The sequence below is a fragment of the Dyadobacter endophyticus genome (assembly GCF_014641595.1).
Taxonomy (GTDB): domain Bacteria; phylum Bacteroidota; class Bacteroidia; order Cytophagales; family Spirosomataceae; genus Dyadobacter; species Dyadobacter endophyticus.
The window spans coordinates 1,514,463-1,541,020 of record NZ_BMIA01000002.1 but is presented as its reverse complement, the minus strand read 5'-3'; the positions used below and the strand labels follow the sequence as shown (position 1 = coordinate 1,541,020).

General features: G+C 48.7%; 18 protein-coding genes. 16 read left to right on the top strand and 2 right to left on the bottom strand.

The features are described from left to right. Positions 1 to 16: 16 nt before the first annotated feature. Complete coding sequence (locus IEY24_RS18490) at positions 17 to 2,809, bottom strand: TonB-dependent receptor (RefSeq protein ID WP_188934733.1); 2,793 nt, start codon at positions 2,807 to 2,809, stop codon at positions 17 to 19. Positions 2,810 to 2,981: 172 nt separating this feature from the next. After that, on the bottom strand, positions 2,982 to 3,908 hold the full coding sequence (gene mdh / locus IEY24_RS18485) for a malate dehydrogenase (protein WP_188934731.1): 927 nt from the start codon (positions 3,906 to 3,908) through the stop codon (positions 2,982 to 2,984). Positions 3,909 to 4,116: 208 nt separating this feature from the next. On the opposite strand from mdh, the gene IEY24_RS18480 reads away from it, so the two are divergent. From IEY24_RS18480 to IEY24_RS18405, 16 genes are all read left to right on the top strand, one after another. Next, a complete protein-coding gene (locus IEY24_RS18480; RefSeq protein ID WP_188935257.1) occupies positions 4,117 to 4,533 on the top strand; it encodes a YkvA family protein in 417 nt (138 codons plus the stop codon). Positions 4,534 to 4,603: 70 nt separating this feature from the next. Further along, the gene (locus IEY24_RS18475; RefSeq protein ID WP_015813903.1) at positions 4,604 to 4,804 is read left to right on the top strand and encodes a Sec-independent protein translocase subunit TatA/TatB; all 201 of its coding nucleotides are present in this window, start codon (positions 4,604 to 4,606) and stop codon (positions 4,802 to 4,804) included. A gap of 92 nt (positions 4,805 to 4,896) precedes the next feature. Next, on the top strand, positions 4,897 to 6,321 hold the full coding sequence (gene gatA, locus IEY24_RS18470) for an Asp-tRNA(Asn)/Glu-tRNA(Gln) amidotransferase subunit GatA (protein WP_188934729.1): 1,425 nt from the start codon (positions 4,897 to 4,899) through the stop codon (positions 6,319 to 6,321). 316 nt (positions 6,322 to 6,637) lie between these two features. Continuing rightward, positions 6,638 to 8,209 (top strand): lytic transglycosylase domain-containing protein, encoded by a 1,572-nt coding sequence (locus IEY24_RS18465; protein WP_229222607.1) that lies wholly within the window; start codon positions 6,638 to 6,640, stop codon positions 8,207 to 8,209. A gap of 33 nt (positions 8,210 to 8,242) precedes the next feature. Further along, entirely contained in the window at positions 8,243 to 8,833 is a 591-nt protein-coding gene (gene ruvA / locus IEY24_RS18460; protein ID WP_188934727.1) for a Holliday junction branch migration protein RuvA, read from the top strand. 99 nt (positions 8,834 to 8,932) lie between these two features. Next, positions 8,933 to 16,129: a T9SS outer membrane translocon Sov/SprA gene (gene sov / locus IEY24_RS18455; RefSeq protein WP_188934725.1), complete on the top strand. Its 7,197-nt coding sequence runs from the start codon at positions 8,933 to 8,935 to the stop codon at positions 16,127 to 16,129. 76 nt (positions 16,130 to 16,205) lie between these two features. Next, complete coding sequence (gene gcvH / locus IEY24_RS18450) at positions 16,206 to 16,586, top strand: glycine cleavage system protein GcvH (RefSeq protein WP_188934723.1); 381 nt, start codon at positions 16,206 to 16,208, stop codon at positions 16,584 to 16,586. Between the two features lie 81 nt (positions 16,587 to 16,667). Then, entirely contained in the window at positions 16,668 to 17,951 is a 1,284-nt protein-coding gene (locus IEY24_RS18445) for a dihydroorotase (protein WP_188934721.1), read from the top strand. After that, positions 17,948 to 18,511 (top strand): DUF4199 domain-containing protein, encoded by a 564-nt coding sequence (locus IEY24_RS18440; protein ID WP_188934719.1) that lies wholly within the window; start codon positions 17,948 to 17,950, stop codon positions 18,509 to 18,511. Before IEY24_RS18445 ends, IEY24_RS18440 begins: the two co-directional genes overlap by 4 nt. A gap of 8 nt (positions 18,512 to 18,519) precedes the next feature. Further along, a complete protein-coding gene (locus tag IEY24_RS18435; RefSeq protein WP_188934717.1) occupies positions 18,520 to 19,035 on the top strand; it encodes a DUF4199 domain-containing protein in 516 nt (171 codons plus the stop codon). 31 nt (positions 19,036 to 19,066) lie between these two features. Continuing rightward, positions 19,067 to 19,795 carry a gliding motility-associated ABC transporter permease subunit GldF gene (gene gldF / locus IEY24_RS18430; RefSeq protein ID WP_188934715.1) on the top strand — a complete coding sequence of 243 codons (729 nt, stop codon included), beginning with the start codon at positions 19,067 to 19,069 and terminating at the stop codon, positions 19,793 to 19,795. 242 nt (positions 19,796 to 20,037) lie between these two features. Continuing rightward, positions 20,038 to 20,583, top strand: coding sequence for an RNA polymerase sigma factor (locus tag IEY24_RS18425; RefSeq protein ID WP_026350556.1), 546 nt, complete (start codon positions 20,038 to 20,040; stop codon positions 20,581 to 20,583). After that, positions 20,580 to 21,476: an anti-sigma factor gene (locus tag IEY24_RS18420; protein ID WP_188934710.1), complete on the top strand. Its 897-nt coding sequence runs from the start codon at positions 20,580 to 20,582 to the stop codon at positions 21,474 to 21,476. The genes IEY24_RS18425 and IEY24_RS18420 overlap by 4 nt, the downstream gene beginning before the upstream one ends. 93 nt (positions 21,477 to 21,569) lie before the next feature. Continuing rightward, complete coding sequence (locus IEY24_RS18415) at positions 21,570 to 23,282, top strand: FAD-dependent oxidoreductase (protein WP_188934708.1); 1,713 nt, start codon at positions 21,570 to 21,572, stop codon at positions 23,280 to 23,282. Between the two features lie 214 nt (positions 23,283 to 23,496). Then, positions 23,497 to 25,767: a DEAD/DEAH box helicase gene (locus IEY24_RS18410; RefSeq protein WP_188934706.1), complete on the top strand. Its 2,271-nt coding sequence runs from the start codon at positions 23,497 to 23,499 to the stop codon at positions 25,765 to 25,767. Continuing rightward, entirely contained in the window at positions 25,757 to 26,542 is a 786-nt protein-coding gene (locus IEY24_RS18405; protein ID WP_188934704.1) for a DUF2290 domain-containing protein, read from the top strand. Before IEY24_RS18410 ends, IEY24_RS18405 begins: the two co-directional genes overlap by 11 nt. The last annotated feature ends 16 nt before the right edge of the window (positions 26,543 to 26,558 follow it).

The window sequence follows — 26,558 nt, the reverse complement described above, 5'->3', positions numbered from 1 at the left end:
CTGGCCTGGAATTGTCCTAAAATGTGAAACTCAGTCTGGCAAACAAGTAGCGGCCATTAAAGCCCATTTGCTGAACGCGCCGTGAATACACGAAGCGGCCCGAGCTGACATTGCCCGAATGCGTGTGCTTGTCCTGGTAAACATCCAGCACATTGTTTGACCCGATCGTCACGCCGACGCCTTTCACCAGATCATAGCTCAATGCGAGGTCCGTCACGATTTTGGCCCCGAAGGTCTGGTCGAGTGTCTCCTTGTTACCGGTAAGTGTATTCACCGGCCACGAGTCTGGTTTGCTGGGGTCGATTGTCGGGTCCCAATAAGTAACTTCGCCGAACCTAACCCCGCGTAGCATTACCCCGAATTTCCCTGCCTTGTAATTAATGGTCAGGCTTTGCTTGTTACGCGGGCTGGCTATTTCAAATCGGCTTAAATCTTCACGATTGAAATAGGAATTTACCTGTTTGGTCTGGATCAGTATATCGGAAGCGTGGATTTCCGGCTTGCCGTCCGCCCCTTTCTTTACCCTGTTTTGAATAAATGTCCCTGCCAGCACGGCCCTAAGCGACTGGCTTTTGCCAAATTTGGTATTGTAGGATAATACCCCTTCTATTCCCCTCGATCGCGTATCGACGGCATTGGCGAAGAAATTCGCCGTTGTCGCATTAGCTGCTGCGAGCTGTGCTTTCAGATCGGCATTTCCACCGTCATTGAAATTGTTGGTCAATACGATCCGGTCGTGGATATAGATCTGGTAAGCATCCACAGTCAGTTCAAATGCATTGCTGATCTGAATGGTGGTACCGATCGTATAGCTCTGCGAGGTTTCCTGTTTGAGCTTTGGTATTCCCAGAATTTCTGCGGGTTTGCTGTCGTTGGTGAACGTGCCGCTTTCCTGGGCTACCTGCTGGCCGTTTTGGGTCACGAAGAGTGTGTTCGTCCTGGCATAATACCGCTGTTGCATCGACGGCGCCCGGAAGCCACTGCTCGCCGAAGTCCGCACCGCAATGCCGTCGGTGATTTTGTAGCGGGTTGAAAATTTGTAGTTAAGCGTGTTTCCGAAATCTGAATAGTTTTCAAAACGAAGCGCTGCACTCACTACCCAGGCATTGGTAAGGTCCTGCTCGAGGTCGAGGTAACCGGCTACACCGTGCCGCGAATGCGATCCTGCATTTTGCGGGAAGAACCCGGAGAACACCTGCGCGCCGGCGGCGACACCCGCTGCGATATCATAATTTTTGTAGGAAGCCTCTTCACCTGCCGTGATCGTATATTTATCGGTGCGCTGCTCCGCCCCGAGCGCTACATTGAGCCCTTGCAGGACTTCGAACTTTCGTCCGAGATCAAGGTTGATCGTATTTTGAAGAAACGCATTACCACCCGCATTGAATTCGCGCTGGAAATTGGCATTTGAAATCGCCTGCGTGTAGTTGACCGAATTGCTGATGAAATAGTCAAAATCATTCTTTCCAAACGTGTTACTAAGGTCGTACCGCCATTCCCCAAACTTGCCACGGATGCCTGCCGCGGCGGAAATGTCGGTCACATCGCTGTTGATCTCCGGCAGAAATCCATTGGGATACACAGCAAATACATTGGGCCTGACCACCGCAGGCACGCCATTGGGATAGCGGTAGAAACCGGCCGCATTGCCCTTCTTATTGTTATATTGGCCAAACGCGTACAGTTCCATCTGCTCCGAAAGCGGGATGCTCGCGTTGATCACGATACCACCGCCCTTCACCTCCGAGTTGCCGATGCGCATATCGAAATCATTTCGCGTAAGGTTTTTTTGTTTTAGCAAGTCATCATCTACCACGGTGCCGTCGACTGCCGGGAAAATCTGGCCGGTGTAGGTGCCGGTGCGGTTGGTAGCATTCCTGTGTACATATTCGCCGGTAATGTTTACGAAGCCTTTCTGGCCAATTTTTAGACCGTAATTAAGCCCGATCTGCGTCGTGCCGCCGTCCGAAATGTTGACGGAAGCATCTTTATTGTTGTTGATAATGTAGTTCTTGTCGTAGCTGGTCACATTCTGGCCGTACGACACATTTCCGCTCAGCCCGGTGCGGCTTTTCAAAATAATATTAATCACCCCGGCAATCGCGTCCGAGCCATATTGCGCCGCTGCACCATCCCTGAGTATCTCGATTTTCTCTACCGACGTCGCGGGGATCGCATTCAAATCCGTACCAACAGTTCCCCTGTTGACCGTCCCGTTTACATTGACGAGCGACGACTGGTGCCTCCTTTTGCCATTTACCAGCACCAATACCTGATCAGGCCCCAGACCGCGTAACTGAGCGGGGTCGATGTGGTCGGAACCGTCGGAGATCGTCTGTCGCGACGATTGGAAGGAAGGAGCGACGTAGGTGAGGATCTGGTTAATGTCAACCTGGCCGACGCTGTTGGTGATCTGCGAAACGGGGATAATATCAACCGGGACCGGAGAGTCGATGCGCGAGCGGCCACCGCTGCGTGAGCCGGTCACAACAATCTCTCCCAGTACTTCTGAGGATTCTGCCAGCGCAATGTTCAAGGGCGCGGCTTGTCCTGCGCTGACGGTCGCCGGGATAATCTGGGGTGTGTAGCCGATGAACGAGATAACGATGTTGTAGTTGCCATCGGCGAGGCTCAATGCGAAGTTTCCGTCGGGGTCTGTCACGGTTCCCGTGTTCGTACCCTGTACCAGGATGGACACGCCGGGCAGTGCCGATCCATTTTTTTCGTCTGTGACCTTCCCTTTGAGAGACTGCGCGAATGCGCCGAACGAGGCAGAAATAAAGATGAGGAATAATAGCGTTGTTCTCATAGTTCGTGTGTTTTAATTAAAATGTTTGTTGATAAATAGTATTAAATTGACAAATTACTATACTATTTAAGTATAAGTTAAAACAAGTAGTTATCAAAACCAAATACGAGGGCAAACAAAAAGCCGGCCCGGGAACCCGGACCGGCCTGTATTTTAGCTATTTACGCTTTGTTTACAAGTTCAAAGCCGCATTCATTGAACGAACGGCTTCTGCTGACTTTTCAAACGCCGCTTTTTCGGCATCGCTGAGGCGCAGGTTGACGATCTTTTCCCAGCCGCTGCGGCCCAGGACTACCGGCACACCCATACAAATGTCTTTCTGGCCATATTCGCCATTGAGGTATACGCTGCAAGGCACAATGCGTTTCTGGTTGCGGACAATGCTTTCCACGAGCATCATCGTCGCTGCACCCGGTGCGTACCACGCCGAAGTACCGATCAGCTTAGTGAGTGTAGCTCCGCCAACCATCGTGTCGGCAGCTACTTTTTCGAGCTGGTCGGCCGAAAGGAAGCGGCTTACGGGGATACCGTTGTACGTCGCCAGTCGGGTCAGCGGAATCATGGTAGTATCACCATGGCCTCCGATTACCATCCCGTGGATGTCGAGCGGCGATACATCCATTGCGAGCGCGAGGTAAGTCTTGAAACGCGCACTATCCAATGCCCCGCCCATACCGATCAGACGTTTTTTAGGAATGCCCGATTCTTTCAAAGCCAGGTAAGTCATGGTGTCCATCGGGTTGGAAACCACGATCACGATCGCTTTCGGCGAATATTTCAGAAGATTTTCTGTAACTCCCTTTACGATTCCTGCATTGATGCCGATCAGTTCTTCGCGGGTCATTCCCGGCTTACGAGGCAGCCCCGAAGTGATCACAACCACATCCGAGCCTTTGGTTTTCTCGTAATCATTGGTCGAGCCGATGGGCTTGGTATTGAATCCCAGCAAGGCGGCTGTCTGGTACATATCCAGTGACTTACCTTCGCTGACACCCTCTTTGATATCCAGCAACACCACTTCTTCTGCAAGCTCACGACGAATGATATTATCGGCAGTGGTTGCGCCTACCGCACCCGCACCTACCACAGTAATCTTCATAGGGAAATATGGTTAATTGTATAGAAATTGATGCTTTTTATATTTTTTCCTAAAAGTATGATACATAATTTGTTTAAACCAAGCGGAAATTGATTTTTTGCCGCAAATCATCCGGCTGCCATCCGGAACGCAATTTTTTCCGTAAGTTGATAGTTATAATGGCGTTATAAACCACTTTTTCCTGCTTTGTACAATGAATGACCAGTCAATGATTTCGCGGATTTTACATTCAGTATTTTTTAAGAAGGCCACAGGAAAAGCAGGACGCTACGCCAAAAACTCCACCCGCTTGTTTGAACTTGGCAAAGAGGTGCTGGGGAAACTCCAGACGGTGGGCTTTAAAGGAAATCTCGCCGAATTCCAGTCGAGCGTCCAGCTGCTGCTCCGTATGGTGAAAGCTTACGCCTCTGGCGAATATAAGCAGCTTCCCTGGAAAAGTTTGGTGTCGATAGTCGCTGTGCTCATTTATTTCGTATCTCCTATAGACCTTATTCCTGACTTCCTGCCGGTTATAGGCATTACCGACGACGTGGCGCTGGTGCTGTGGCTCATCAAGACGTTAGGCGACGATATCCGGAAATTTGCCGATTGGGAGAAGGCCGCGAAGACAATTAATATCGGATAAAAGTGGACGCAGGTCTGGTTGTTATAAAAAAGAATAGTTATTTTTGTAAACATTAATAAAAGAAACAGATATGGAATCAATAACCGTTTTAGGAATTATGGGGTTGGGCGGACAGGAGATCTTCCTGGTTGCTCTGTTCGTGTTGCTTTTCTTCGGAGCAAAGAAAATCCCAGAACTTATGCGCGGTTTGGGGCAGGGTATCAATGAGTTCAAGAACGCTACTAAAGACGTTAAGGAAAATATTGAAAAAAGTATGGAAGACCCCAAATAACGCTTCCATCTTATTGAAGGTTTGATACAGAGCCATTAAGCTACCACTTAACGGCTCTGATTCTTTATTTACAACCCCACAAAAAAATTGCCTTGAAAGAGTATCTGACGCTGGCCGAAATTCAGAGAGATCTACGTGAAGAAGGTTTGACGTGCGTCAAGTTGGTTGATCACTATTTGGAAAAGATTGAGGCGAACAAGCATCTCAATGCTTTCGTTGAAGTTTATACAGAGGAAGCAAAAAAGGCCGCCCTGGCCATAGATGCAAAAATCGCCAATGATACCGCCGGAAAGCTGGCGGGCATGGTGATCGGTCTCAAAGATGTGCTTTCACTCACTGGCCACGGCCTGCAGGCTGGAAGCCAGATCCTTCAAAATTATACAGCACCCTACACTGCAACCGCCGTGCAGCGGCTCATCGATGAAGACGCGATCATCATCGGTCGGCAAAACTGCGACGAATTTGCAATGGGGTCTTCGAATGAGAATTCCTCGTTCGGACCGGTGCTGAATGCTATTAATAATGCCAAAGTCCCGGGCGGATCATCCGGCGGATCGGCAGTAGCCGTTCAGGCCGGGCTTTGCCATGCTTCCTTGGGAAGCGATACCGGGGGTTCGGTGCGTCAACCTGCTGCATTCTGCGGGGTGATTGGTGTGAAACCTTCGTACGGACGCGTATCGCGTTATGGACTTATCGCCTATGCTTCGTCTTTTGACTGCATTGGTCCTATCACCAAAAGTGTGGCCGATGCCGCACTGATCCTGGAAGTAATGTCTGGTGCCGATGATTTCGATAGTACGGTTTCGGAGCGGCCCGTTCCTGCTTACACCGCCGGTCTGGAATGGGAAGGCAAAGCCAAAATCGGGTATATCCGAAGTGCGGTGGAGAACGAAGCCATTGCCCCGGAAATCCGCCGGCAGACTTCGGAAGTACTCAACCGCCTGCGCGCGGAGGGGCATGAAGTGGTAGGCATCGATATGCCGTTGCTGGATTCGCTTTTACCAACCTATTACATTCTTACCACTGCCGAAGCAAGTTCGAACCTGTCGCGTTTCGACGGCGTGCGGTACGGTTACCGCAGCCCCGAATCCGTAGATTTGGAAAGCATGTACAAGAAGACTCGTACAGAAGGTTTTGGTGATGAGGTAAGGAGAAGAATACTATTGGGTACTTTCGTATTAAGTGCAAATTATTACGACGCATACTATACCAAGGCGCAACGCGTTAGAAGATTGGTACGGGAGGAAACGGGCCGGTTCTTCGAGCAGTTCGATTTCCTGATTTCCCCGGTAACACCTACCACAGCTTTTACAATCGGTGAAAAAACGGAAGATCCGTTACAAATGTATTTGGCGGACATTTTCACTGTGCAGGCGAATGTCGTGGGTAATCCTGCGGTATCCATTCCAAATGGACTGGATGACCAGGGAATGCCGATCGGGATTCAGATCATGGCCCCTTATTTCGGGGAGGAAAAAATGCTGGCGTTTGCCAACTACCTCACCGGACTAAATTAGGAAGGGATCGTAGCATACAACCGGAGCAACCAGTGCATTCAGAGGGAAATTTCCCTTTTTTTGCGCTCATTTATGAGACCCGGACTGTATTTACAACCACAGTTTTAAAGGAAATTATCGTGCCAGAATAACAGGCAACCAGGTTACGTTATTCTGTATGAGAATGTTGCGTGAATAGATAAAATGTATTAGAGATTATTCTGATTCATCTGGCCAGTTCAAAACCCAAAAGGATTCTTCTATCTGTAAGTGGATCATCAACAGGTATAAGCCATTGAAAACCATGAATTGATTAACCTTCAAAAAACATTTATTAATGAGGATTTCGAAAAGAGTATTGTGGCTCGGAGCCATGTGTGCAGGGTTTTGGAATGCGTCCGTTGAGGCGATGGTTCCACAGGAGCGTTTGACATCCGGGCAGGATACAGTTGAGACTATTGCTCAGGACGAAAATGATTTGATGCCGTCTCTCCCGGAAGTGGAAGAAATCGGAGCCAATCCCGCTGTGCCGGAGGGGCTTTTGAAAGAACGGTTTGCAAAGCTTGAAAAATCGATTCCGCTTACCTATCACAAGTCTTCGCACGAATTCGTAGAGTATTTTATCTACAAAAAAGCAAAATTCACGCAGACCATGATGGAGCGCATGCCGCTCTATTTCCCGCTCTTCGAGAAAGCACTTGCCAAACACGGCTTACCTACCGAACTGAAATACCTTTCGATGATCGAGTCGGGGCTGAACCCGACAGTTATTTCCCACGCGAGAGCGGGCGGGCTCTGGCAATTTATGCCGGCGACCGGACGGGAATTCGGTCTTTACCAGGATAAATACATCGATGAACGCTTCGAACCCACCAAAGCAACCGAAGCGGCTTGTCTGTATCTCAAACAACTTTACAATATCTTCGGCGACTGGGAGCTTGCATTGGCCTCGTATAATACAGGCCCGGGCAATGTGAAGCGTGCCATGCGCCGCTCGCGCGGGACTACCTTCTGGACGATCTACAATGTCCTTCCCCGCGAAACCCGTTCGTACGTACCGCAGTATGTAGCCATGAACTACATGATGAACTATGGCTACGACCACGGCATTTTTCCCGAAAATACCGAGTTCCAGATCCCGAACGATACCATTCACATCAACGGCTACATTGATCTTGCTACGTTTTGTGACAATGCGAGCATCGATTTCGAAGTCCTCAAAAAGCTGAATCCGCAGATCACCAAAAAGATCCTTCCCGACCAAACACGCGACTTTATTTTGAAGGTGCCCAGTGTTCGGTTCACCTACCTGATGAGCAACCGCGCATCCATCATGGACTCCTGCACAAGAAGATATCTTTCTTCCGGTGTAATGGTGGCCAAAGCCGACAGTACCAGAACGGATTCATTGGGCGGCAATGGCTCGTTCCCTTACGTGCTTGCATCGAATGTGCAGAATGTATCGGATGACGAAGGGTATGATGAAGAAGATGGTGAGGAAGAAGTGGTTCAGCGTAACCGTACCAAACGCGTGTCCTATACCGTTCGTCGCGGCGACAATGTAGCCGGAATTGCGCGGAAATATGGGGTATCGGCAGTATCGCTTCGCAAATGGAACCACATTCGCCGCAACAATATCCGCAGAGGGCAACGCCTGGTGATCTACAAAGAAGTGAAGGAGACCGTACCAGCAACGCGCATTGCAAGCAAGGCAAAGCCACAGCGGGACGAGGAGCAATTGGCGAAACAGCAGCGTCATACCCGGAAACGTTATCATACCGTACAAAAAGGAGATACATTATGGATTATTTCGCAGCGCTACGGTCTGGAAATCGGTCAGTTGAAAAAGCGGAACAAGATCAGGGGCAACTCGATCAAGCCTGGTCAAAAACTGATTATTTCTGCCTAGAAATTAACGCTTCAACATACACATACTATTTTTATGATTGCCTACGTTAACGGGATTGTAACTTATAAAGACCCAGCGTACGCTATTATTGATGTCAACGGAGTGGGTTACGAGGTCAGGATCTCATTGCAGACCTATACTTCGCTCCCCGACATTGGTGCCCGGTGCAAGCTGGTAACGTTTCTCAATATACGGGAAGATGCCCACGTCCTGTACGGTTTTGGTGGAAGTGATGAGAAAAAGCTGTTTCTGGATCTGACCAGTATTTCAGGAATAGGGCCGTCGACAGCACTCGTAATGCTCTCCTCACTTTCCTCCTCAGAAATTCGGCAGGGGATCATTGATGAAGACCTGCGCCTGATCCAGTCGATCAAAGGCATAGGATCCAAGACTGCTCAACGCGTAATCCTCGAACTAAGAGACAAAATTCGAAAGGAAGAGCTCGTTTCAACAGGTCCCAAATCTGCTGAAACGTCGTCGGGCACTCTCCGGAGTGAAGCATTGGCTGCGCTCGTTACGCTGGGTATTCCCAAAGCGACGGCGGAGAAAAGTCTGGATGCCATCATCAAGCGGGAGGGGCAATCTATTAGCGTTGAAAATCTTATCAAACTGGCGTTACGTTAACCGGAACAGCAATGATATTTGGTGAAAAATTTTACAACTGTAGAATCGTGTTGATGGATTTGTTTGTAAATACAACCTTCTCTAAATAAGTATATTACCTTGTCATCAACGATTTACTCATTTCTTTTTAAGGTATTAAGCATTTCGGCCGGAGCGGTGTTACTCGTGAACGTTTCAGGCGGCAAGGGTGAACCATATTCGGAGCAGGCACAGGCATGGGCCATTCTTGCAGACACGCTTAAAGAAGATACCACCAAGAAAAACATCGACAGGTCGGGCTCGCAACTGATCATGCGATGGAAGGATTATTATTCCAACCGTATTACAGAACCACGCCCGCGTTCGCCATTCTACCTGCGTGATCCAGCCAATATTTCTACAAACGTTACGCTCGACAGTGCAGGAAAAATTGCAGTAACCGAGAAAATTCAAACGCCCGGTCTGGCGGCGCCCGGCGTGGCGACGCCCGGCAATACATTGAACTACCGCTTGCCTGAGCGGATGGACCTTGCAACTTACGATAAGATCCAGGAGGACCGCGCATTCAAAAGTCTCCTGCGCGAGTATGCGGGCAGGCAGGACGGCAATAGCGCCATGGGAGCACGCGGGCTGTTGCCCAAGCTCGACCTTCCGCCAGGGCTTACCAAATTGCTGGGGGATGATTTTGTGAATTTCAAGCCAACCGGTTTTGTATCGCTCGACCTCGGGCTTATGCACCAGTTCCTGGACAACCCGGCCATTCCGATCCGCCAACGCAAGAATACCCAGTTCATTTTCAACGAACAGATCAATATCAACTTTGACGCCAAGCTTGGTGACCAGCTTGGTTTTCAGACCAACTTTGACACCAAGGCCAACTTCAACTTCGAGAATGCGATCAAGTTGAACTATAAAAATCCCGAGGAGAGCTTTATCAGGAAAATAGAGGCGGGTAATATCAACTGGGCCATCAACAGCCAGCTCATTCCCGGTGTTCAGAATTTGTTTGGTTTAAAAACGGATTTCCAGTTTGGCCGCCTGAGCGCCACTTTCGTCGCGTCGCAACAAAAATCCAGCAAAGAGCGGATCACGCTTCGCGGCGGTGCACAAAGCAGGGATTTTGAATTGAGGGCGGATACCTACGACGAGAACCGCAACTTTTTCCTCTCCCAATATTTTCGGAACATTTACGAAAGTTCGCTGCAGAACACGCCGACCATCACCTCGGGCGTGACCGTAACACGTATTGAGGTGTATGTTACTAACCGCACGACAACAACCGAGTCGCTTCGGAACGTAGTCGGTTTTGCCGATTTGGGCGAGCCTGCTCCCTACCGCGCTGGTAACCCGAACTTGCAGCCAGTGCGATCCACGTCGCCAGCCGCCAACGACGCCAACGGCCTTTATAAGACACTGACCGGGAACAACGCTTTCAGGCAGGTCGACAATACCAATACTGCCGTAACGGGCCTCGGCCTTGAAAAGACAGTCGACTACGAATTGCTCCGCGGTGCGAAACGACTGATCGTCGACCGTGACTATACCTTCCATCCGCAACTCGGATACATCTCTTTGACCAACGCGCTCCGCAACGACGAAGTCCTTGCGGTTTCCTATGAATATACTTTGAATGGCCGCGCTTTCAAGGTAGGGGAGCTTACCGAGGATTACCAGGCCAGGAAAGACAATGAAGTAATCGCTTTGAAATTGTTGAAATCTTCGACGATCCGTAACAACACCAAGTTGCCGATGTGGGATCTGATGATGAAAAACATCTATTCGCTCGGTACCAGCCAGATCGACAAGCAAGGATTTCAGTTAAGGGTTATTTACAAAGACGACCAGACGGGTATCGATAACCCCAATTTGCAGGAAAGTAGCATTGCCAACATCCCGCTGATCCGCTTATCCGGCCTTGACCGGTTAAACCCGGTTAACGACCTGCAACCCGACGGTAACTTCGACTTTGTGGACGGGATTACGATGGACAGCAAGACCGGGCGCATTATATTCCCGGTGCTGGAACCGTTTGGCAGCAACCTATCCAAGAAATTCGGTCCGGGCGAGGACGTGTACCGCAACAAATATGTGTTCAACGAGCTGTACCGCACGACCATGATCGATGCACAGCAGGTTTCGGAGCGCAACAAGTTTTACATTAAAGGTGCTTACCAATCGAGCGGCGGGGCCGAGGTTCAACTGCCATTCGGTGTGCTGGAAACTTCTGTAACCGTGACTTCCGGCGGCGTGCCGCTTTCTCCGGGCTCGGATTATATCGTGGAAGCGCAGATTGGCCGCGTGCGGATTTTGAATGCCAGCGTACTTGCTTCGGGGCGCGAGATCGTGATCGAATATGAGCGCCCGGATATGTTCCAGAACCAGATCAGGACTTTGGTAGGAACGCGGCTCGACTACGTTGTCAATCGGAATCTGAGTGTCGGTCTGACGGCCATGAAATACAAGGAACGTACCGCTGGCTTCCTTTCCAGGGTGTCTATCGGCAATGAGCCTGTGAATAATACCATGCTCGGATTCGATGTGAATTTCCGCAAGGATGCCCCTTTCCTGACCAAATGGCTGGACGCATTGCCGCTTATCCAAACCAAGGAAATGTCGACGATCCAGTTCAAAGGGGAATTTGCCAAATTACTTCCGGGTGTTTCGAAGGACGTGAACAACCGGTCGCTGGTGGACGATTTCGAAGCGGCGAGGACGGTTTACGACCTTTCACGGCAGCCACAAAAATGGCGTCTGGCGGCGGTGCCGGGCAAGTTCAGAGATGGGTTTGACGGTAAAAACCTGAACTACGGCTATAAACGTGCCAAAATTTCGGCCTATACCGTCGATAATATCTTCGGCGGGGCACAAGGGCTGGGTGGAGGCTATCAGCCACCAGCGAACTTCGACGAAGCCGATCGACTGAACTATTACGAGCGACTTTATCTCCCTACCGACATTTTCCCCAGGCGTCCTATTGCAGGCTTGGTAACTTATCCACAGCAAATACTCGACATCGCCTATTTTCCGAGCGAGCGTGGTATGTACAACTACAATACGGACCTGGACCAGAATGGCCGTATGAAGACCCCAAGAAACAATTTCGGAGCATTGAGCCGTGCTATTACTTCGGATAACGACTTTGATAATGCCAACATCGAGAGTATCGAGTTCTGGATTTTGGATCCGTTTATTAATGATAAGGATAAAGGAGCAGTAAGAGACGGGTTTTCAGATCTGCCCAATACAACGGGTGGAAAGCTGGTATTCAACCTGGGCGATATTTCAGAGGATGTAATTCCCGACGAACGCTACAACTTTGAAAACGGTTTGCCGCTTGTGCCTAAGCAAGTAGGCGTCAATGTCGATTCAACGGCTTGGGGGTATGCTACAAAATCGCAATACCTGATCAATGCATTCAGCAATGAAAATGGCGCGCGTCAGAAACAGGATGTTGGTTTGGATGGTTTGACAAATGAGGAAGAACGTGCTTTCTTCAAAAACTTCATCGACCGCCTTCCTGCTAACCTTACGGCCGAAGCACGCGCGAAAATACTTGCCGACCCTTCCGGCGACGATTTCAAGTTTTTTCTCGGAGCTGAACTTGACAGTGCCGACCTGAAAGTACTGGAACGCTACAAAAACTACCTCGGGATGGAGAACAACTCGCCCGAAAGTCAGGGGCGGTCTGTGGATGTGACACCGGCGTCGACCAACATTCCCGACGGTGAAGACATGAATGTCGATAATACCATTAACGACAACGAATCGTACTACGAATATGAGATCGATTTGAAACCCGGTCAGCTGGAAGTGGGCAAGGGTTATATTGTAGATAAAACAGTAAATACGAAGGATAACCAGAACTGGTACCTTTTCCGTGTCCCTATCAAGGAATTTTCGGGCATAGTAGGGAATATGAACGGTTTTAAATCGATCCGTTTCATGCGGATGTACCTCACGGACTTCCAGCAACCTGTCGTGCTTCGTTTTGCCCAGCTGCAAATGGTGGGCCAGCAATACCGGAAGTATACCTATAACCTCGATGCGCCGGGCTTGCAGGAAGTACCTGAGCCTTACGACGCGAAATTCACGGTTGGAACAGTAAGCATCGAAGAAAATAGCCAGGCCAATAATGCTACCAACAAATATGTGTACACCATCCCTCCGGGCTGGATACGCGACCTGGACAATACGCAACGCCCGCCGTTGCAGCTGAACGAACAGTCGATGAGCCTTTGCGTTACCGATCTTCGTGATGGCGATTCCCGTGCAGTTTTCAAAAATGTGAACCTCGACCTGCTCTTCCGCAAGCGCCTGCGCATGTATGTGCATATGCAGAACGAGCAAAGTGAGAACAACATGGTAGGCGCGTTTATGCGCATTGGAACCGACCTCACCCAGAACTATTATGAGATCGATCTCTCGGCCCTGAAAGCGACAAGCCCATCTGCCACTAAAGACACGGAAGTCTGGCCGGAAAGCAACGAGATCAATATCGCCCTGGCGGATCTGATCAATGCAAAAGCACAGCGTAACCGGCAGCTCGACAAGAATCTGAGCGTTCCTTATACCATTACAACGGCAGACGGACGATATAAACTGACCGTGGTAGGTAACCCCGATTTGAGCGCTGTGAAGGTGATGATGATCGGTATGCGAAACCCGAAATCGGTGGATGAGCGCTCGAAGACATTTTGTATCTGGGTGGATGAAATGCACGTAGAAGGGTTCGATGACACGGGAGGTATAGCTGCGATTGCACAACTGAACGCCAAACTGGCCGACTTCGCGACATTAACCGCTTCCGGTCGGATCGAGACGTTCGGTTTTGGATCCGTGCAGCAGCGCATTGGAGAGCGCTCGCGTAACTTTACTTCGGAATATGGTTTCTCTTCCAATATTGCACTGGATAAATTGCTTCCCGCCAACTGGGGCTTCCAGATACCGCTGTTTGTAAGCTACGACCGGAGGAATGTGAAGCCGCACTTCGACCCGCTCGACCCGGACACGCCGTTGAGTACCTCGCTGGATAACCTGCTTACCGACGAACAACGAAATGGTTACCGGCGGATGGTGGAAGAGAATGCCGTCAAACGAGGGTTCAACTTCTCGAACGTCCGAAAGATCAAGATGAAGCCGGGGGCGAGAAATCATTTCTACGACTTTGAAAACTTCTCGTTTACCTACGCTTTCAGCGACGATAAACGACGGAATATCCTTACGCAGGAGTACAACCAGCGGGCTTACCGGGCCGGTATTTCCTACATGTATGCCAGCCAGCCGAAAGCCATAGAGCCATTCAAGAAGTGGAAGGCGACGGGCCGTTGGGCGGAGTTTATCAAGGAATTCAATGTGACGCTCCTGCCGAACATGGTTTCCCTGCGCACCGATGTGGACCGCCGCTTCCTGAAAACTCAATTGCGCAATGCCGATCTGACGACCGACGGTATGCAGCCATTGTTCGAAAAATATTTCTGGTTCAATCGCTACTACGACTTCGGCTGGAACCTGACGCGCAACATGACGCTGACCTACGCGGCCACGGCCAACTCGATCATCGATGAGCCGGAAGGTGATATCAATACAGGGGCGAAAAAGGATTCGCTTTGGAGCAATTTTAAAAAGTTGGGTCGTATCAAGAATTTTGACCAGAAAATTGACCTTACTTATCGCCTGCCGCTCGACAAAATCCCTGTTCTGGACTGGATGTCGGCAGATTACAAACACTCAATCGGGTACAACTACCAGGCAAATGCATTAGGCTTGAAGGATACGACGGGCTTGCCGTTCGGGGACATTATCCGCAACAGCCGCGAGCGGGGTGTTACCGGAAAGGTGGACTTTGTATTGCTTTACAACAAACTGCGCTACCTGAAATTTGCCAATACACCGTCGGCCGTGAGGAAAAACTTTGCGCGCAGCCCAGGGGATATCGAGGAAATCGATATGCGCACGACCGATCTTGTGAAGAACCTTACGAGGGTTTTGATGACCGTTCGTGGTATCAATTTCAGCTACTCGGTTTTGGAAACAACTGCATTACCGGGGTATTTGCGGGCACCAAAATATTTCGGGCTCGACAATGCGAATGCGCCGGGGCTGGGTTTTGTGTTGGGCCAGCAGGATAGAAACTTCCAGGTGAAAGCTGCGGACAAGGGCTGGATCACGAGAAGTGAGCAACAGAATATGCCTTTCCAGCAAACCATCGCCAAGAACTTCTCAGCCAATACCACATTGGAACCTTTCAAGGATTTCAGGCTGATCATCGAGGCGCGTTTGACTAGGCAAGACGCTTATCAGGAATTTTACCGGCCGGATTCGGAGGGTAATTTTGTTTCCCAAAGTCCGCTGCGGAACGGTCAGTTCAGTATGTCGTTCATGTCGTTCAGGACTGCTTTTGCTAAAATGCGGAGAGACAATTCTTCGCCGGTATTCGACAAGTTCAGGGCTTATCGTGCCATTCTGCGGGACCGTTTGAATGCCGAAAACACGAGTGGCGGCGAATATAACGAAACATCGCAGGACGTTTTGATTTCGTCATTCTTCGCAGCCTATACCGGGAAAGATCCGAACACAGTCCGTACCAATCCATTCCTGAAATTCCCGATGCCTAACTGGGATTTGAGCTATAATGGTCTTTCATCGATCCCGGCCTTCAAGCGGTTGTTCAGCTCGTTTACCTTGCGGCATAAGTATATGTCCAATTACAGCGTAGGTAACTTCACCTCGTCGCTCGATTACGAGGCGCTTTATGTGAACCTTGCGGTAACGGGTTATCCGTTGTCGTCGAGGCTAAATGATCTGGGGCAATACATTCCGGTATTTGCAATGAGTACCATTACGCTTTCGGAGAAATTCCAGCCGCTCGTGGGCGTGGAGATGCGCACGCAGAGCCGCATAACCGCACGCGTTGAGTATAACCGCGACCGCACCGTTGCATTGAATCTCTCGAACTCGCAGGTGGCCGAGCTCTTCAACCAGGACATTACTGTCAACATTGGCTTTACAAAAAACAATGTGCCGCTGCCATTCAAGATCAACGGGGTGAAGAAAAAGCTTAAAAACGATATGACGATGCAGCTCGCGATGACGTTCCGGGATACCCGCTCGATTCAGCGGAAGTTCGACGGGGAGAATATCCCGATCGCCGGAAACATCAACTTCCAGCTGCGGCCGACGGTGAATTACATGGTCAACAACCGTTTGAGCGTGCAATTTTATTTCGACCGTACCTTCAACGACCCGCTCGTTTCCAACTCATTCTATCGCGCCAGCACGGCCGGTGGCGTCCAGCTGAAGTTCAATTTGGCTGAATAACATTTTGATTTGGAAAATACAGCTTACATCCTGTAATTTGCGCTCCAAAGATGTTCACTACTTACCTGATTTTATCATGAATTTTCCATCAGAACTCAAATACACAGAAGATCACGAATGGATTCGTATTGAAGGAGATACAGCGGTTATCGGCATCACCGAGCATGCCCAGAATGAATTAGGTGACATTGTGTATGTGGACATTAACACCGTAGGAGAAGCATTAGGCAAAGGAGATGTTTTCGGTTCGGTTGAAGCTGTGAAAACAGTATCCGACCTTTTCATTCCGGTTGCAGGTACAGTGCTTGAAGTAAATGAAGAACTCGATGCCGAGCCCGAACTTGTGAACACCGATCCTTACGGTCGCGGTTGGATGGTCAAGATCAGCCTGGCTAACCCTGGCGATGAAGACGGCTTGCTTTCCGCAGAACAGTACCAGGAATTCATAGGTGCCTGATATTAAGTTGAAGCTCCATTCGGAGCTTTTTTTTTGAAACCGGTGCAAAGCTGCATCCCCGGTGTATAGTTTGAAATAAATATGAAATTGTTAGTTAGCTCGGTTCGGGTAATTGATAAAAAATCGCCGTTCAATGGTCAGGTGAAAGATATCCTGATCGAAGGCGGGAAGATCAGACAAATTGGCGACAACCTCGGCGCAGGTGATGCGCAGGTGATCGACGGTACAGGCCTGCATGTATCCGCAGGCTGGGTCGATATGCGTGTGCAAGGGCGCGACCCTGGGTTTGAGCATAAAGAAGACTTGCATTCGGTCCGGGAAGTAGCGTCGCGTGGCGGGTTTACGGAGATTGTATTGCTGCCGAACACCCAGCCGGTGGTCGATACCAAGGATACCCTCAATTACATTCGCCACAGCGGCTTCGGCGGACTGGTAACATTGCATCCTGCGGCGGCGGTCACGAAGAAGACCGAAGGCGTGGACTTCACCGAAATGATGGATCTGCACCAGGCAGGTGCCATTGCATTTACAGACGGTGAAAACCCGGTTCAGAATGCGGACTTGCTTTTGAAAACCATCCTCTACTTGCGGCCGCTCAATGCTTTGCTCATCAACCGCCCCGAGGACCGCGAGCTCACGCTGTACGGGCAAATGCACGAGGGCGTAACGAGCACGCTCGTGGGCATGAAAGGTATGCCATCGCTGGCGGAGGAAATGATGCTCATCCGCGACTTGAAACTGCTTGAATACGCATTAGAGAAAAATACTTACGACACCTCCGCGCCGGTATTGCACATTTCGCTGCTATCGACCGTGCGGGGCGTCGAACTGATCCGTGAAGCGAAGGCGAAAGGCCTGCCGGTTTCGGCCGATATTGCAGCGCATCAGCTTGCGTTTGAAGACAAGGACCTGATTGACTTTGATACCAACCTGAAAGTAAATCCGCCATTCCGCTCGACCGAGGATAATGAGGCGCTGCGCAAGGGTCTGGCAGACGGTACTATCGACGCCATTGTTTCGGACCATAACCCGCACGACGAAGAAAGCAAGAACCTCGAATTCGACCATGCCGATTTTGGTATTACCGGTCTGGAAACTGCATTTGCACTGTCGGTCATGCACAGCGGGCTGGTTTTGGAAGATGTGATCGAGAAATTAACCGTGCAGCCAAGGAGAATCCTGCGGCTTCCGGCGGCAGGTGTGGAAGAAGGCTCGGCAGCAAACCTGACGTTCTTCGATCCGCATGCGGAGTGGGTTTTTGGTAAAACCTATTCCAAATCAAAAAATACACCGTTCCTGGGACAGACGCTCAGAGGGAAGGTAAGAGGGGTGATCAACAATGGTAAACAGGAGTGGTTCAAATGAATTCGATTGTAGCATATTTTAATAAACCTATTTTAAAACTCTCGCTGCTGTTCGGGCTGGTGTTGGGCATATTGGTCTTTGCATTCTTTCTGGGCCTTTATGCGATGGGTATTGTACCGCTCGGCAACAACAAGGTACTCGACATCGGGATTCACGTGATCTTCATCGCAGGGGCATGCTGGTACTACCGCAAGAAAGTCGGAAATGGCTTTCTGCATTTGTGGGAAGCATTAACCATCGGTTACGTTGTAAATACCGTTGGTGCATTGATCGCCGGCTGGCTGATCTATTTTTTTGTAACTTACATCGATCCTTCTGTTTTTACGGCATACATTGCCCAGATGAAGGACCTGATGCTGCAAGGCAAAGCCGAGCTCGTCAAGAATATCGGGGAGGCCGAGTTTCAGAAGATGTATAATGGTGTGGGAGAAATGGCTACCTCGGAAATCATCATGGATGAAGTAGGTAAAAAGACAGTCATGGCGATCATCCCGATCCTGGTGATTTCGCTGATTTTGAGAAAACAGGATTACAGCATTCTTCACAACAACAAATCTTAAACCTTCACATGGAAGAAAAAACCTCTACCGCTCGTGTTGCCCTGAAATATGGCGTTCTGGTTGCCGTTGTTACGATGGTATATTCGACGATCCTGAATGTTGCGGGGTTCGGAGCGAACAAACTGCTGGCGTCGCTGACGTACATTTTTATGATCGTCGCAATTGTGTTGGCCATGAAGGATTTTCGCGAGAAGAATGGAGGTTTTATCAGCTATGGCGAAGGGCTCGGGCTTGGCTCGCTTACGTCGGCGGTACTGGGGTTGCTGAGTTCCGCTTTCACGATCTTTTATATCCAGTTTATCGACGCGAATATGCTCACGCAAAGCCTGGATCAGATGCGCGAAGAGCTCGAAGCAAAAGGAATGGACGATGCGCAGATCGAACAGGCGATCGAAATGTCCCAGAAATTCATGTCGCCAGGTATTATGTTCGTGACGGTGATTTTGGGGTACCTGATCATGGGCTTCATCTTCTCGCTGATTATCGCGGCCATTATGCGTAAAGAAAAACCGGTTTTCGAATAAGCATTCCTGAAAAGTATTTAATCCCCGAATAGTGTTAGCAATCTTTCGAAAAGAGGTAGCCAGTTTTTTCAACTCACTGATCGCCTACATCGTGATGGCGGTCTTCCTGACGGCTATCGGGTTGATCGTTTGGGTTTTCCCGGATTCAAATATCCTGGACTACGGTTATGCCGACCTCGGCTCGTTTTTCGGTCTTGCACCCTATGTGCTGATCTTCCTGATTCCGGCTATTACCATGCGTTCAATAGCCGAGGAATCGCGGAATGGAACGCTGGAATTGCTCCTTACCAAACCCATCCGCAATATCGATCTGGTACTCGGAAAGTTCTTCGCAAACTGGATGCTGGTGGTTCTTACATTGCTGCCGACGCTCATTTATTATTATAGTATTTACAAACTCGGTAATCCGGTCGGCGACGTCGATTCGGCCGCTGTAGCGGGATCGTATCTTGGCCTGCTGTTGCTCAGCGGTGTGCTGGTAGCGATGGGCATATGGGCTTCTTCATTGAATGATAATCAGATCGTCGCATTCATCCTCGGCGTTTTTCTGGCATTTATCTGGTATGTTGGTTTCGGCGCCGTTTCCGGCATGTTCGGTGATGGTTTTGCGGCGAATCTGCTCTCAGGTATAGCCCTAGACGTTCAGTACCAGGCGCTCGGTAAAGGTCTCATCGACTCCCGCAATGTGATTTACCTGCTCAGCCTGATCATCTTCTTCATCTTCCTGACACTCTGGCGTGTAGAAAGTCTCCGGAAATAAGACTCGCGGACAAACAACTGAGGAGCCGTTAATCCAAGCTGACAGGTTTGTTCGTATATAGTTAAAAGCACACTACGATGACCAGATCAAACATGCGGTTCGGGGCGCCGTCGATACCCCCCTCTTTAGTAGTATCCCTTTTGGAGAGAAACGAGGCGATAATTTGGTATAGCACGCCACGCTATAAGGGAAATTTTATTAGATTGCCGGTAAGTAATTTACAATTAACTATTAAGCAACTCTTGGCGACAGGCAAGGTAAAATACTCGGAAGAGGAATTGGTGGCAGCGCTCAAACGGAACGAGCGAAACGCCTTCGAATTCCTGTACGACCATTACTCGGGAGCTTTGTTTAATATCATTTCGAAAACGTTAAAGGACGAGGAGAAAGCCGCAGATGTGTTGCAGGAGAGCTTTCTGAAGATTTGGAAGAATATCGCTTCCTACAATCCGGAGAAAGGGCGATTGTTTACATGGATTATGAATATCGCACGTAATGGAGCGATAGACGCAGTCAGAGCGGAGGGCCGGAAACCGGCGATGGATGATATTGAAAACACGGTGGTCCTTAATGAGAAGGATACGTACGAAGATTCACAGACAGTCAGTTCGGACATGAAGGCGATCGTCGACATGCTGCGGCCCGAACGGAAAATACTCATCGATATGGCCTATTTTCAGGGTTACACGCATGAGGAAATATCCGAGGAGCTGAGTATACCGCTGGGCACCGTGAAATCGCGGATAAGGACCGCATTACAAGAGTTAAAACAATACTTTGCAGTATGAATATCCAAGCCTATATAGAGTCCGGTATATTGGAGGAATATGTATTGGGCACTGTTACTCCCCAGGAGAAACAGGAGGTGGAGTGTATGTCGCATATTTACCCTGAAATCAAGGAAGAGCTGTTGCGTACCGAAAGTGCATTGGAAGAATATGCACTGAAACACCAGGCAACGCCCCCGCCTTCATTGAAAGAGTCGATTTTTGCACAAATGAATTTCGAAGCACCGGCGGAAGAAGAAACCCAGGCCGGGGAAATAGCAGAAGAGAAGACCGTTTCTTTGTCTGACACCACCGCTACCGCGCAACCCGTGGAGCCGGAAGCACGTGTGATCGACCATGCATTCGACCGCGTGGAAACGCAGGTAGTGACGCCTGTATGGGCGAAACTGGCCATTGCGGCTTCGGTATTGCTGGCATTGTTCGCCGGCTGGTCGGCCATGCAGATGACCGACATGAAGAGCGCCAACAACAAACTGACGGCCGAAGTGGAGAGCATGCAGGCCGATATGGCGGCGATCAAAGGGCAGGCTGAATACAACCAGTCGCTGGCGGCATTGTTCCGCAGCCCGTCTTACAAGCACATCCATTTGGCTGGTCTGCCGAAGTCGCCCGAAAGTGCGGTATCCGCATTCTGGAACACGCAAACGAACGAGGTGTTGCTCGACGTGCAAAACCTGCCCGCAGCGCCCCAGGGCAAGCAATACCAGCTTTGGAGCATCGTGGACGGCAAGCCTGTCGATATTGGAATGCTGGATAATGCATTTACCGGCAAAGTCCTGAAAATGAAAAACACCAAAGCCGGTTCCGCCGCATTTGCCATTACATTGGAAAAAGAAGGCGGCAACCCAACCCCGACGATGGAGGAAATGTATGTGATGGGGAAAGTGAGTTAGCATATTGATTTGTAAGATGATACGCGCTCATTGCGGGGGAGATACCTTGCAATGAGCGTTCTTTTTGTTAATCACCTAAATACCTTAAACCTTATGAAACGCCGTAATTTTATCGGAAGCGTCACCCTCGGCGGAAGCCTGCTTTCGGCACCTTTCGAAAACCCGGAAGCCGGAAATGCTGTTTCCGGAAAGCAAAACATCGCTAAACCCGCTACATTAACCGCCGACCTCGTCATCGCCGGTGGCGGTCTCGGTGGCTGCGCGGCCGCGTTGGCCGCATTGCGCAATGGCCTGTCGGTAATCCTCACCGAAGAAACCGACTGGATCGGCGGGCAGATCTCCCAGCAAGGCGTGCCGCCCGACGAGCACCAGTGGATCGAAACGCACGGCGCCACGAAGGCCTACCGGCAATTCCGCACCGCCGTCCGCGAGTATTACCAGAAAAACTACCCGCTCACCGCCGAAGCCAAAACCCGCAAAAACCTTAACCCCGGCGACGGCTCGGTATCCAAGCTCTGCCACGAACCACGTGTAGCCGTAGCCGTGCTCACCGACCTGCTCAATCCATACCTCAGTTCCGGCAAGCTCACATTGCTTTTGGAGCACAAAATCGTGGCCGCCGAGGTGAAAGGCAACAAAGTACAAGCCCTCACCGCGCAGAACCGCCGCAACAAAGCCCAGGTAACCCTCACCGCGCCCTATTTTGCGGACGCCACCGAGCTCGGCGACTTGCTGCCCATGACCGGCACCGAATACGTGACCGGCGCCGAATCCAAAGCCCAAACCGGCGAATTCCACGCCCCCGAAAAAGCCGATCCCGAAAACGTACAGGCATTCACCGTCTGCTACGCGATCGACTACCGCCCGGGCGAAAACCACGTGATCGAAAAACCGCGGGAATATGATTTCTGGAAGAACTACGTCCCCAAAATGGCCAAACCATGGTCGGGCAGGCTGCTGGACCTCTCGTATTCCAACCCCAAAACCCTGGAACCGAAACAGCTCGGCTTCCACCCGGAAGGCATCCCTACCGGCAATAACCTCAACCTCTGGCTCTACCGCCGCATTATCAACAAAGCCAACTTCGCGCCCGGCACTTACGCCGGCGACATTACCATCGTAAACTGGCCGCAAAACGACTACACCCTCGGTAACCTCATCGGCGCCAGCGAAAAGGACTTCGACAAGCATTTCGAACGCGGCAAGCAGCTCAGCCTCTCGCTCCTGTACTGGCTCCAAACCGAGGCCCCACGCCCCGACGGCGGCAAAGGCTGGCCCGGCATCCGCCTCCGCAAAGACGTAATGGGCACCGAAGACGGCCTCGCCAAATACCCCTACGTCCGCGAATCGCGGCGCATTAAGGCCCTTTTCACTATCAAGGAAGAACACGTAGGCGCCGAGCAACGCGCGAGCATCACCGGGCAATCTGCGGGTGTGAAAGCCGCTGCTTTTGAAGATAGCGTTGGGATTGGTTATTACCATATTGACTTGCATCCGAGCACCGGAGGGGATAATTACATTGATTTCGGGTCATTGCCGTTTCAGATTCCGTTGGGGGCGCTGCTGCCGGTGCGGATGGAGAATATTCTGCCTGCCAATAAGAATATTGGGACTACGCATATTACGAATGGGTGTTACAGGCTGCATCCGGTGGAGTGGAGTATTGGGGAGGCTGTGGGGTTGTTGGTGAAATACTCGACTGACAAGAATGTATCTCCGCGGACGGTGCGAGATATTGAGGAGTTTTTGAAGGATTTTCAAAAATTTGTTCGAAGGGAGGGGATTGAGACCGAGTGGAAGGGGTGAGATCGCATTTGCCGAAAAGATCTTGCGATAAAGTGAAATTTATTCGTACGTTTGTGAATCTACTCTGGTTCCTTTCTGAATATCGCGCTCCCTAATTCTAAGGGACTCGTTTGCCCTTAGTTTTCTGTTGGTATAGCTATTTGGCTAGTTTATGGTATGTCTCTGTAAATTTGGTATGGAGGATTAGGCTTTTTTAATATAATAATAATATTTTATGGAATTTCTTGCGGGAAATATAGAGTCAGCAGATAATCCTTTTGAAAAAACGGTTTGGGATTCGCTTTGTACTATTTTCGAGCCTTATGAAGGAATTCTTGGCTATAAAATTCCGTCCTTAGGATTTAAGGAAAATGAAATACCCTCATTCATTGTAAGATCGAAGAGCTTTGGAATTTTAATCTTAGATTTAGTTACTGAAAAAGTTATCGAATTTGATGAGGATAACGAGTTCTGGAAAACAACCGATGAGGAGTATATTTATTCTAGGGATTTGAGTCTAAATATTTATTCAAAAGAATTAGAGAATTCATTAAAGAAGAATCCAACTCTTTTCAATATTAGAACTGAACAATGGAATGATGATATTGTGATATCGAAAATTTTGATGTTTGCTGATAATACCGATGAAGAGATTGCAGAATTAGAGAGTTCGAATGGTAATCCATTGGTTAATTCGAGGTGGTTGTTGGATGATCTGAGTACGGAATTGAACCAAATAATCTCATCAGGCGACATAAGTCTATCAGAATCTACAATAGATCTTATTGACTCTGTTCTTGAAGGATCAAATATTTTTAGTAAGGTTATTCGTAAGAAGGTCGTGGCAGCCCCTTCAAATATGAACGAGTTTATTAAGAAATCTCTCGACTATACATTTAAACTTGATAAGACTCAAAGACAGGTAGCTTTACAGATTCCATCTGGACCGCAAAGGATTAGGGGATTGGCTGGTACGGGAAAGACTGTCATATTATGTATGAAGGCTGCCATTGCTCATAAGACGTTGACTGACTACGGTATTGATCATAAAATCTTATTTGTGTTCAATACTCAAAGTATGTATAATCAGGTAAAAGCGGCAATAACCGAATACTATTTTAATATAGCGAAGGCGATGCCAAACTGGAATAACCTCCACGTGTTCCATGCTTGGGGAGGCAGTAACAAGCCAGGCGTATATTATAACACGGCTAATGCGGCTGGCGCTAGGGTGTTAAACTTCATGAATGTTAAGGGAAGCGAAAATCCACTTGATGCTGTTTATTCGGACCTTATTAACACAGCCAAGGACAAGATTGTACCTTATTATGATATGGTGCTAATTGACGAGGCGCAAGATTTTTCGCCTGCCTTTTTTGAAACAATCTTTTACTTGACTAAGCCTGTTGACTCTGATCCTACTCACAGGAAAATAATTTGGGCATATGATGAATTCCAATCGCTTACGGAGTTGAAGATTGCTCAGCCTGAGGAGCTATTTGGAAAACGTAGTAACGGCATCCCTAATATGCCGAATAGCGTACTGGAAGGGAGCTATAAGGGAAATATCGATAAAGATTTCGTGTTGCCGAACTCCTATCGTAATCCTAGGATCAATTTGTTAGTCGCTCATGGACTCGCTCTTGGACTTTATTCAAAGGATTCAAAGGTGCCAATGGATGACCGTGGTGATTGGATTGCACGTGGATACCAAGTAAACAGTCCGGCAACTCAAAAATTTGTTGAAGGTGACTTTGTGCATGTCGAGAGACCAGAAAAATATAGTAAGAATGTACTTGAAAGGTTATTAAGGGATGCCGACTCGCCAGAGGCTAAACTTGTTGATTTTAAGAAGTTTGATAGGGTTGGGACTGAACTGACAGAGGTGGTTAGCAAGATTGAAAATTTGATCAATGTACAGAAAGTAGAGCCTGAAGAGATTATTGTTATTGATTTAGATAAGAAGAATTCTCAGAGGAATTTTGAGTATATCAGGCAGCAACTTGATATTAAAAATATAAAAGCTATCACTCCTGGCTATATCGAGTCTACCGACTCTTTTAAAGAGCCCGGGTTTGTGACACTAAGTACGGCATTTAGAGCTAAAGGGAATGAGGCGAATGTTGTCTTTATTATTAATACGCAGCGTGTCATTAACGATTTAACGGCAAGAATGCGTAATGCGATTTTCGTATCAATTACCCGTTCAAGAGGATGGTGTTATCTGTCCGGCAATGGTAGAGGAACGGATGAGCTAGAAGAAGAGATTACGCAGATAGTTAAAGACTCTCCCGCTTTTAAATTTATCTTTCCAAATGAAGCGCAAATACAACGTAAACTAGTTATAATACAAAGTACCAAAAATGTGGAGAAGGCGGATAAGGAGATCGATGCCTTGCTGTCAGATGACACTTTTAGAGCGCTACTGATAGAAAAGATCGCGCAAAATCCTGAGTTAGTCAAAGATATTGCGGGCCTAAATAAGACTGAGCAAAATGGGGATTGATGACGTTGTTGAGAATATTAAACTAGCGGAAAAGGTTTTTCGTTCCTCCATTTTGTCGACTAATTATTTGAAGGAGGCAAATGTTATTTCTTGGCCTAATTATGCTCCTGGTATTTTCAAAAGCCTATATGCCAAGGAGTATGAGCGTATTATTCAAAATCGGCAATATAGTTTTTTATTCAAAGAGAATTTGGGGTGCATTCAATTCTATTTCTATTTTGAACAGGGAAAACTTGGGAAGATGCGATTGTGCTACTATCCATATCCAGTCGGCATTAACATGACTTCCGACGACGTTGAGAATCAGTTGGCAGACTATAATGATGAAATTATTGGCGAATACTACTATGACCTATATAATTTATTCAGCCATCAATTTGAGTTGAAGATTGCCGACAATGCTCTTAGAGAATTAATGGATAAGGCAAGGCAGATTGGTAATTTTGAAGGTAATGAAAGCCTGATATTGGGTCGCTTTGAGGATAAATATAAATTTACTAACTCATCTCACATTCGGATTGATTATGATATGAATGTTCAAAGCCACCATAAGTGTGAAATTCAGATGGGCGGAATCAACAATATCAGATTGCCTATGGAGCAAATTATTAGCCCATTTACTTTCTGTGATTTTATAATCAAGAACATAGATCAAACCAAACATCAAGCAATATTAGGAGGCACGGCTTATGAATCCGGTCTAGCGGTTTCAAAAAGTAAGTCTGTCCTGATCCCGTCATTCGAAGAAAAAAATATCTTCTTGAAGCATATGTAGAGTTTCGTTATAACCC

Bases quoted from the DNA above. Each gene is read 5' to 3' on its own strand.
- IEY24_RS18420 (WP_188934710.1), top strand. From the start codon at position 20,580: ATGAATATCCAAGCCTATATAGAGTCCGGTATATTGGAGGAATATGTA.
- mdh (WP_188934731.1), bottom strand. From the start codon at position 3,908: ATGAAGATTACTGTGGTAGGTGCGGGTGCGGTAGGCGCAACCACTGCC.
- IEY24_RS18465 (WP_229222607.1), top strand. From the start codon at position 6,638: ATGAGGATTTCGAAAAGAGTATTGTGGCTCGGAGCCATGTGTGCAGGG.
- IEY24_RS18405 (WP_188934704.1), top strand. From the start codon at position 25,757: ATGGGGATTGATGACGTTGTTGAGAATATTAAACTAGCGGAAAAGGTT.
- IEY24_RS18440 (WP_188934719.1), top strand. From the start codon at position 17,948: ATGAATTCGATTGTAGCATATTTTAATAAACCTATTTTAAAACTCTCG.
- gcvH (WP_188934723.1), top strand. From the start codon at position 16,206: ATGAATTTTCCATCAGAACTCAAATACACAGAAGATCACGAATGGATT.
- IEY24_RS18480 (WP_188935257.1), top strand. From the start codon at position 4,117: ATGATTTCGCGGATTTTACATTCAGTATTTTTTAAGAAGGCCACAGGA.
- IEY24_RS18410 (WP_188934706.1), top strand. From the start codon at position 23,497: ATGGAATTTCTTGCGGGAAATATAGAGTCAGCAGATAATCCTTTTGAA.
- IEY24_RS18415 (WP_188934708.1), top strand. From the start codon at position 21,570: ATGAAACGCCGTAATTTTATCGGAAGCGTCACCCTCGGCGGAAGCCTG.
- ruvA (WP_188934727.1), top strand. From the start codon at position 8,243: ATGATTGCCTACGTTAACGGGATTGTAACTTATAAAGACCCAGCGTAC.
- IEY24_RS18445 (WP_188934721.1), top strand. From the start codon at position 16,668: ATGAAATTGTTAGTTAGCTCGGTTCGGGTAATTGATAAAAAATCGCCG.
- IEY24_RS18475 (WP_015813903.1), top strand. From the start codon at position 4,604: ATGGAATCAATAACCGTTTTAGGAATTATGGGGTTGGGCGGACAGGAG.
- IEY24_RS18490 (WP_188934733.1), bottom strand. From the start codon at position 2,809: ATGAGAACAACGCTATTATTCCTCATCTTTATTTCTGCCTCGTTCGGC.
- IEY24_RS18435 (WP_188934717.1), top strand. From the start codon at position 18,520: ATGGAAGAAAAAACCTCTACCGCTCGTGTTGCCCTGAAATATGGCGTT.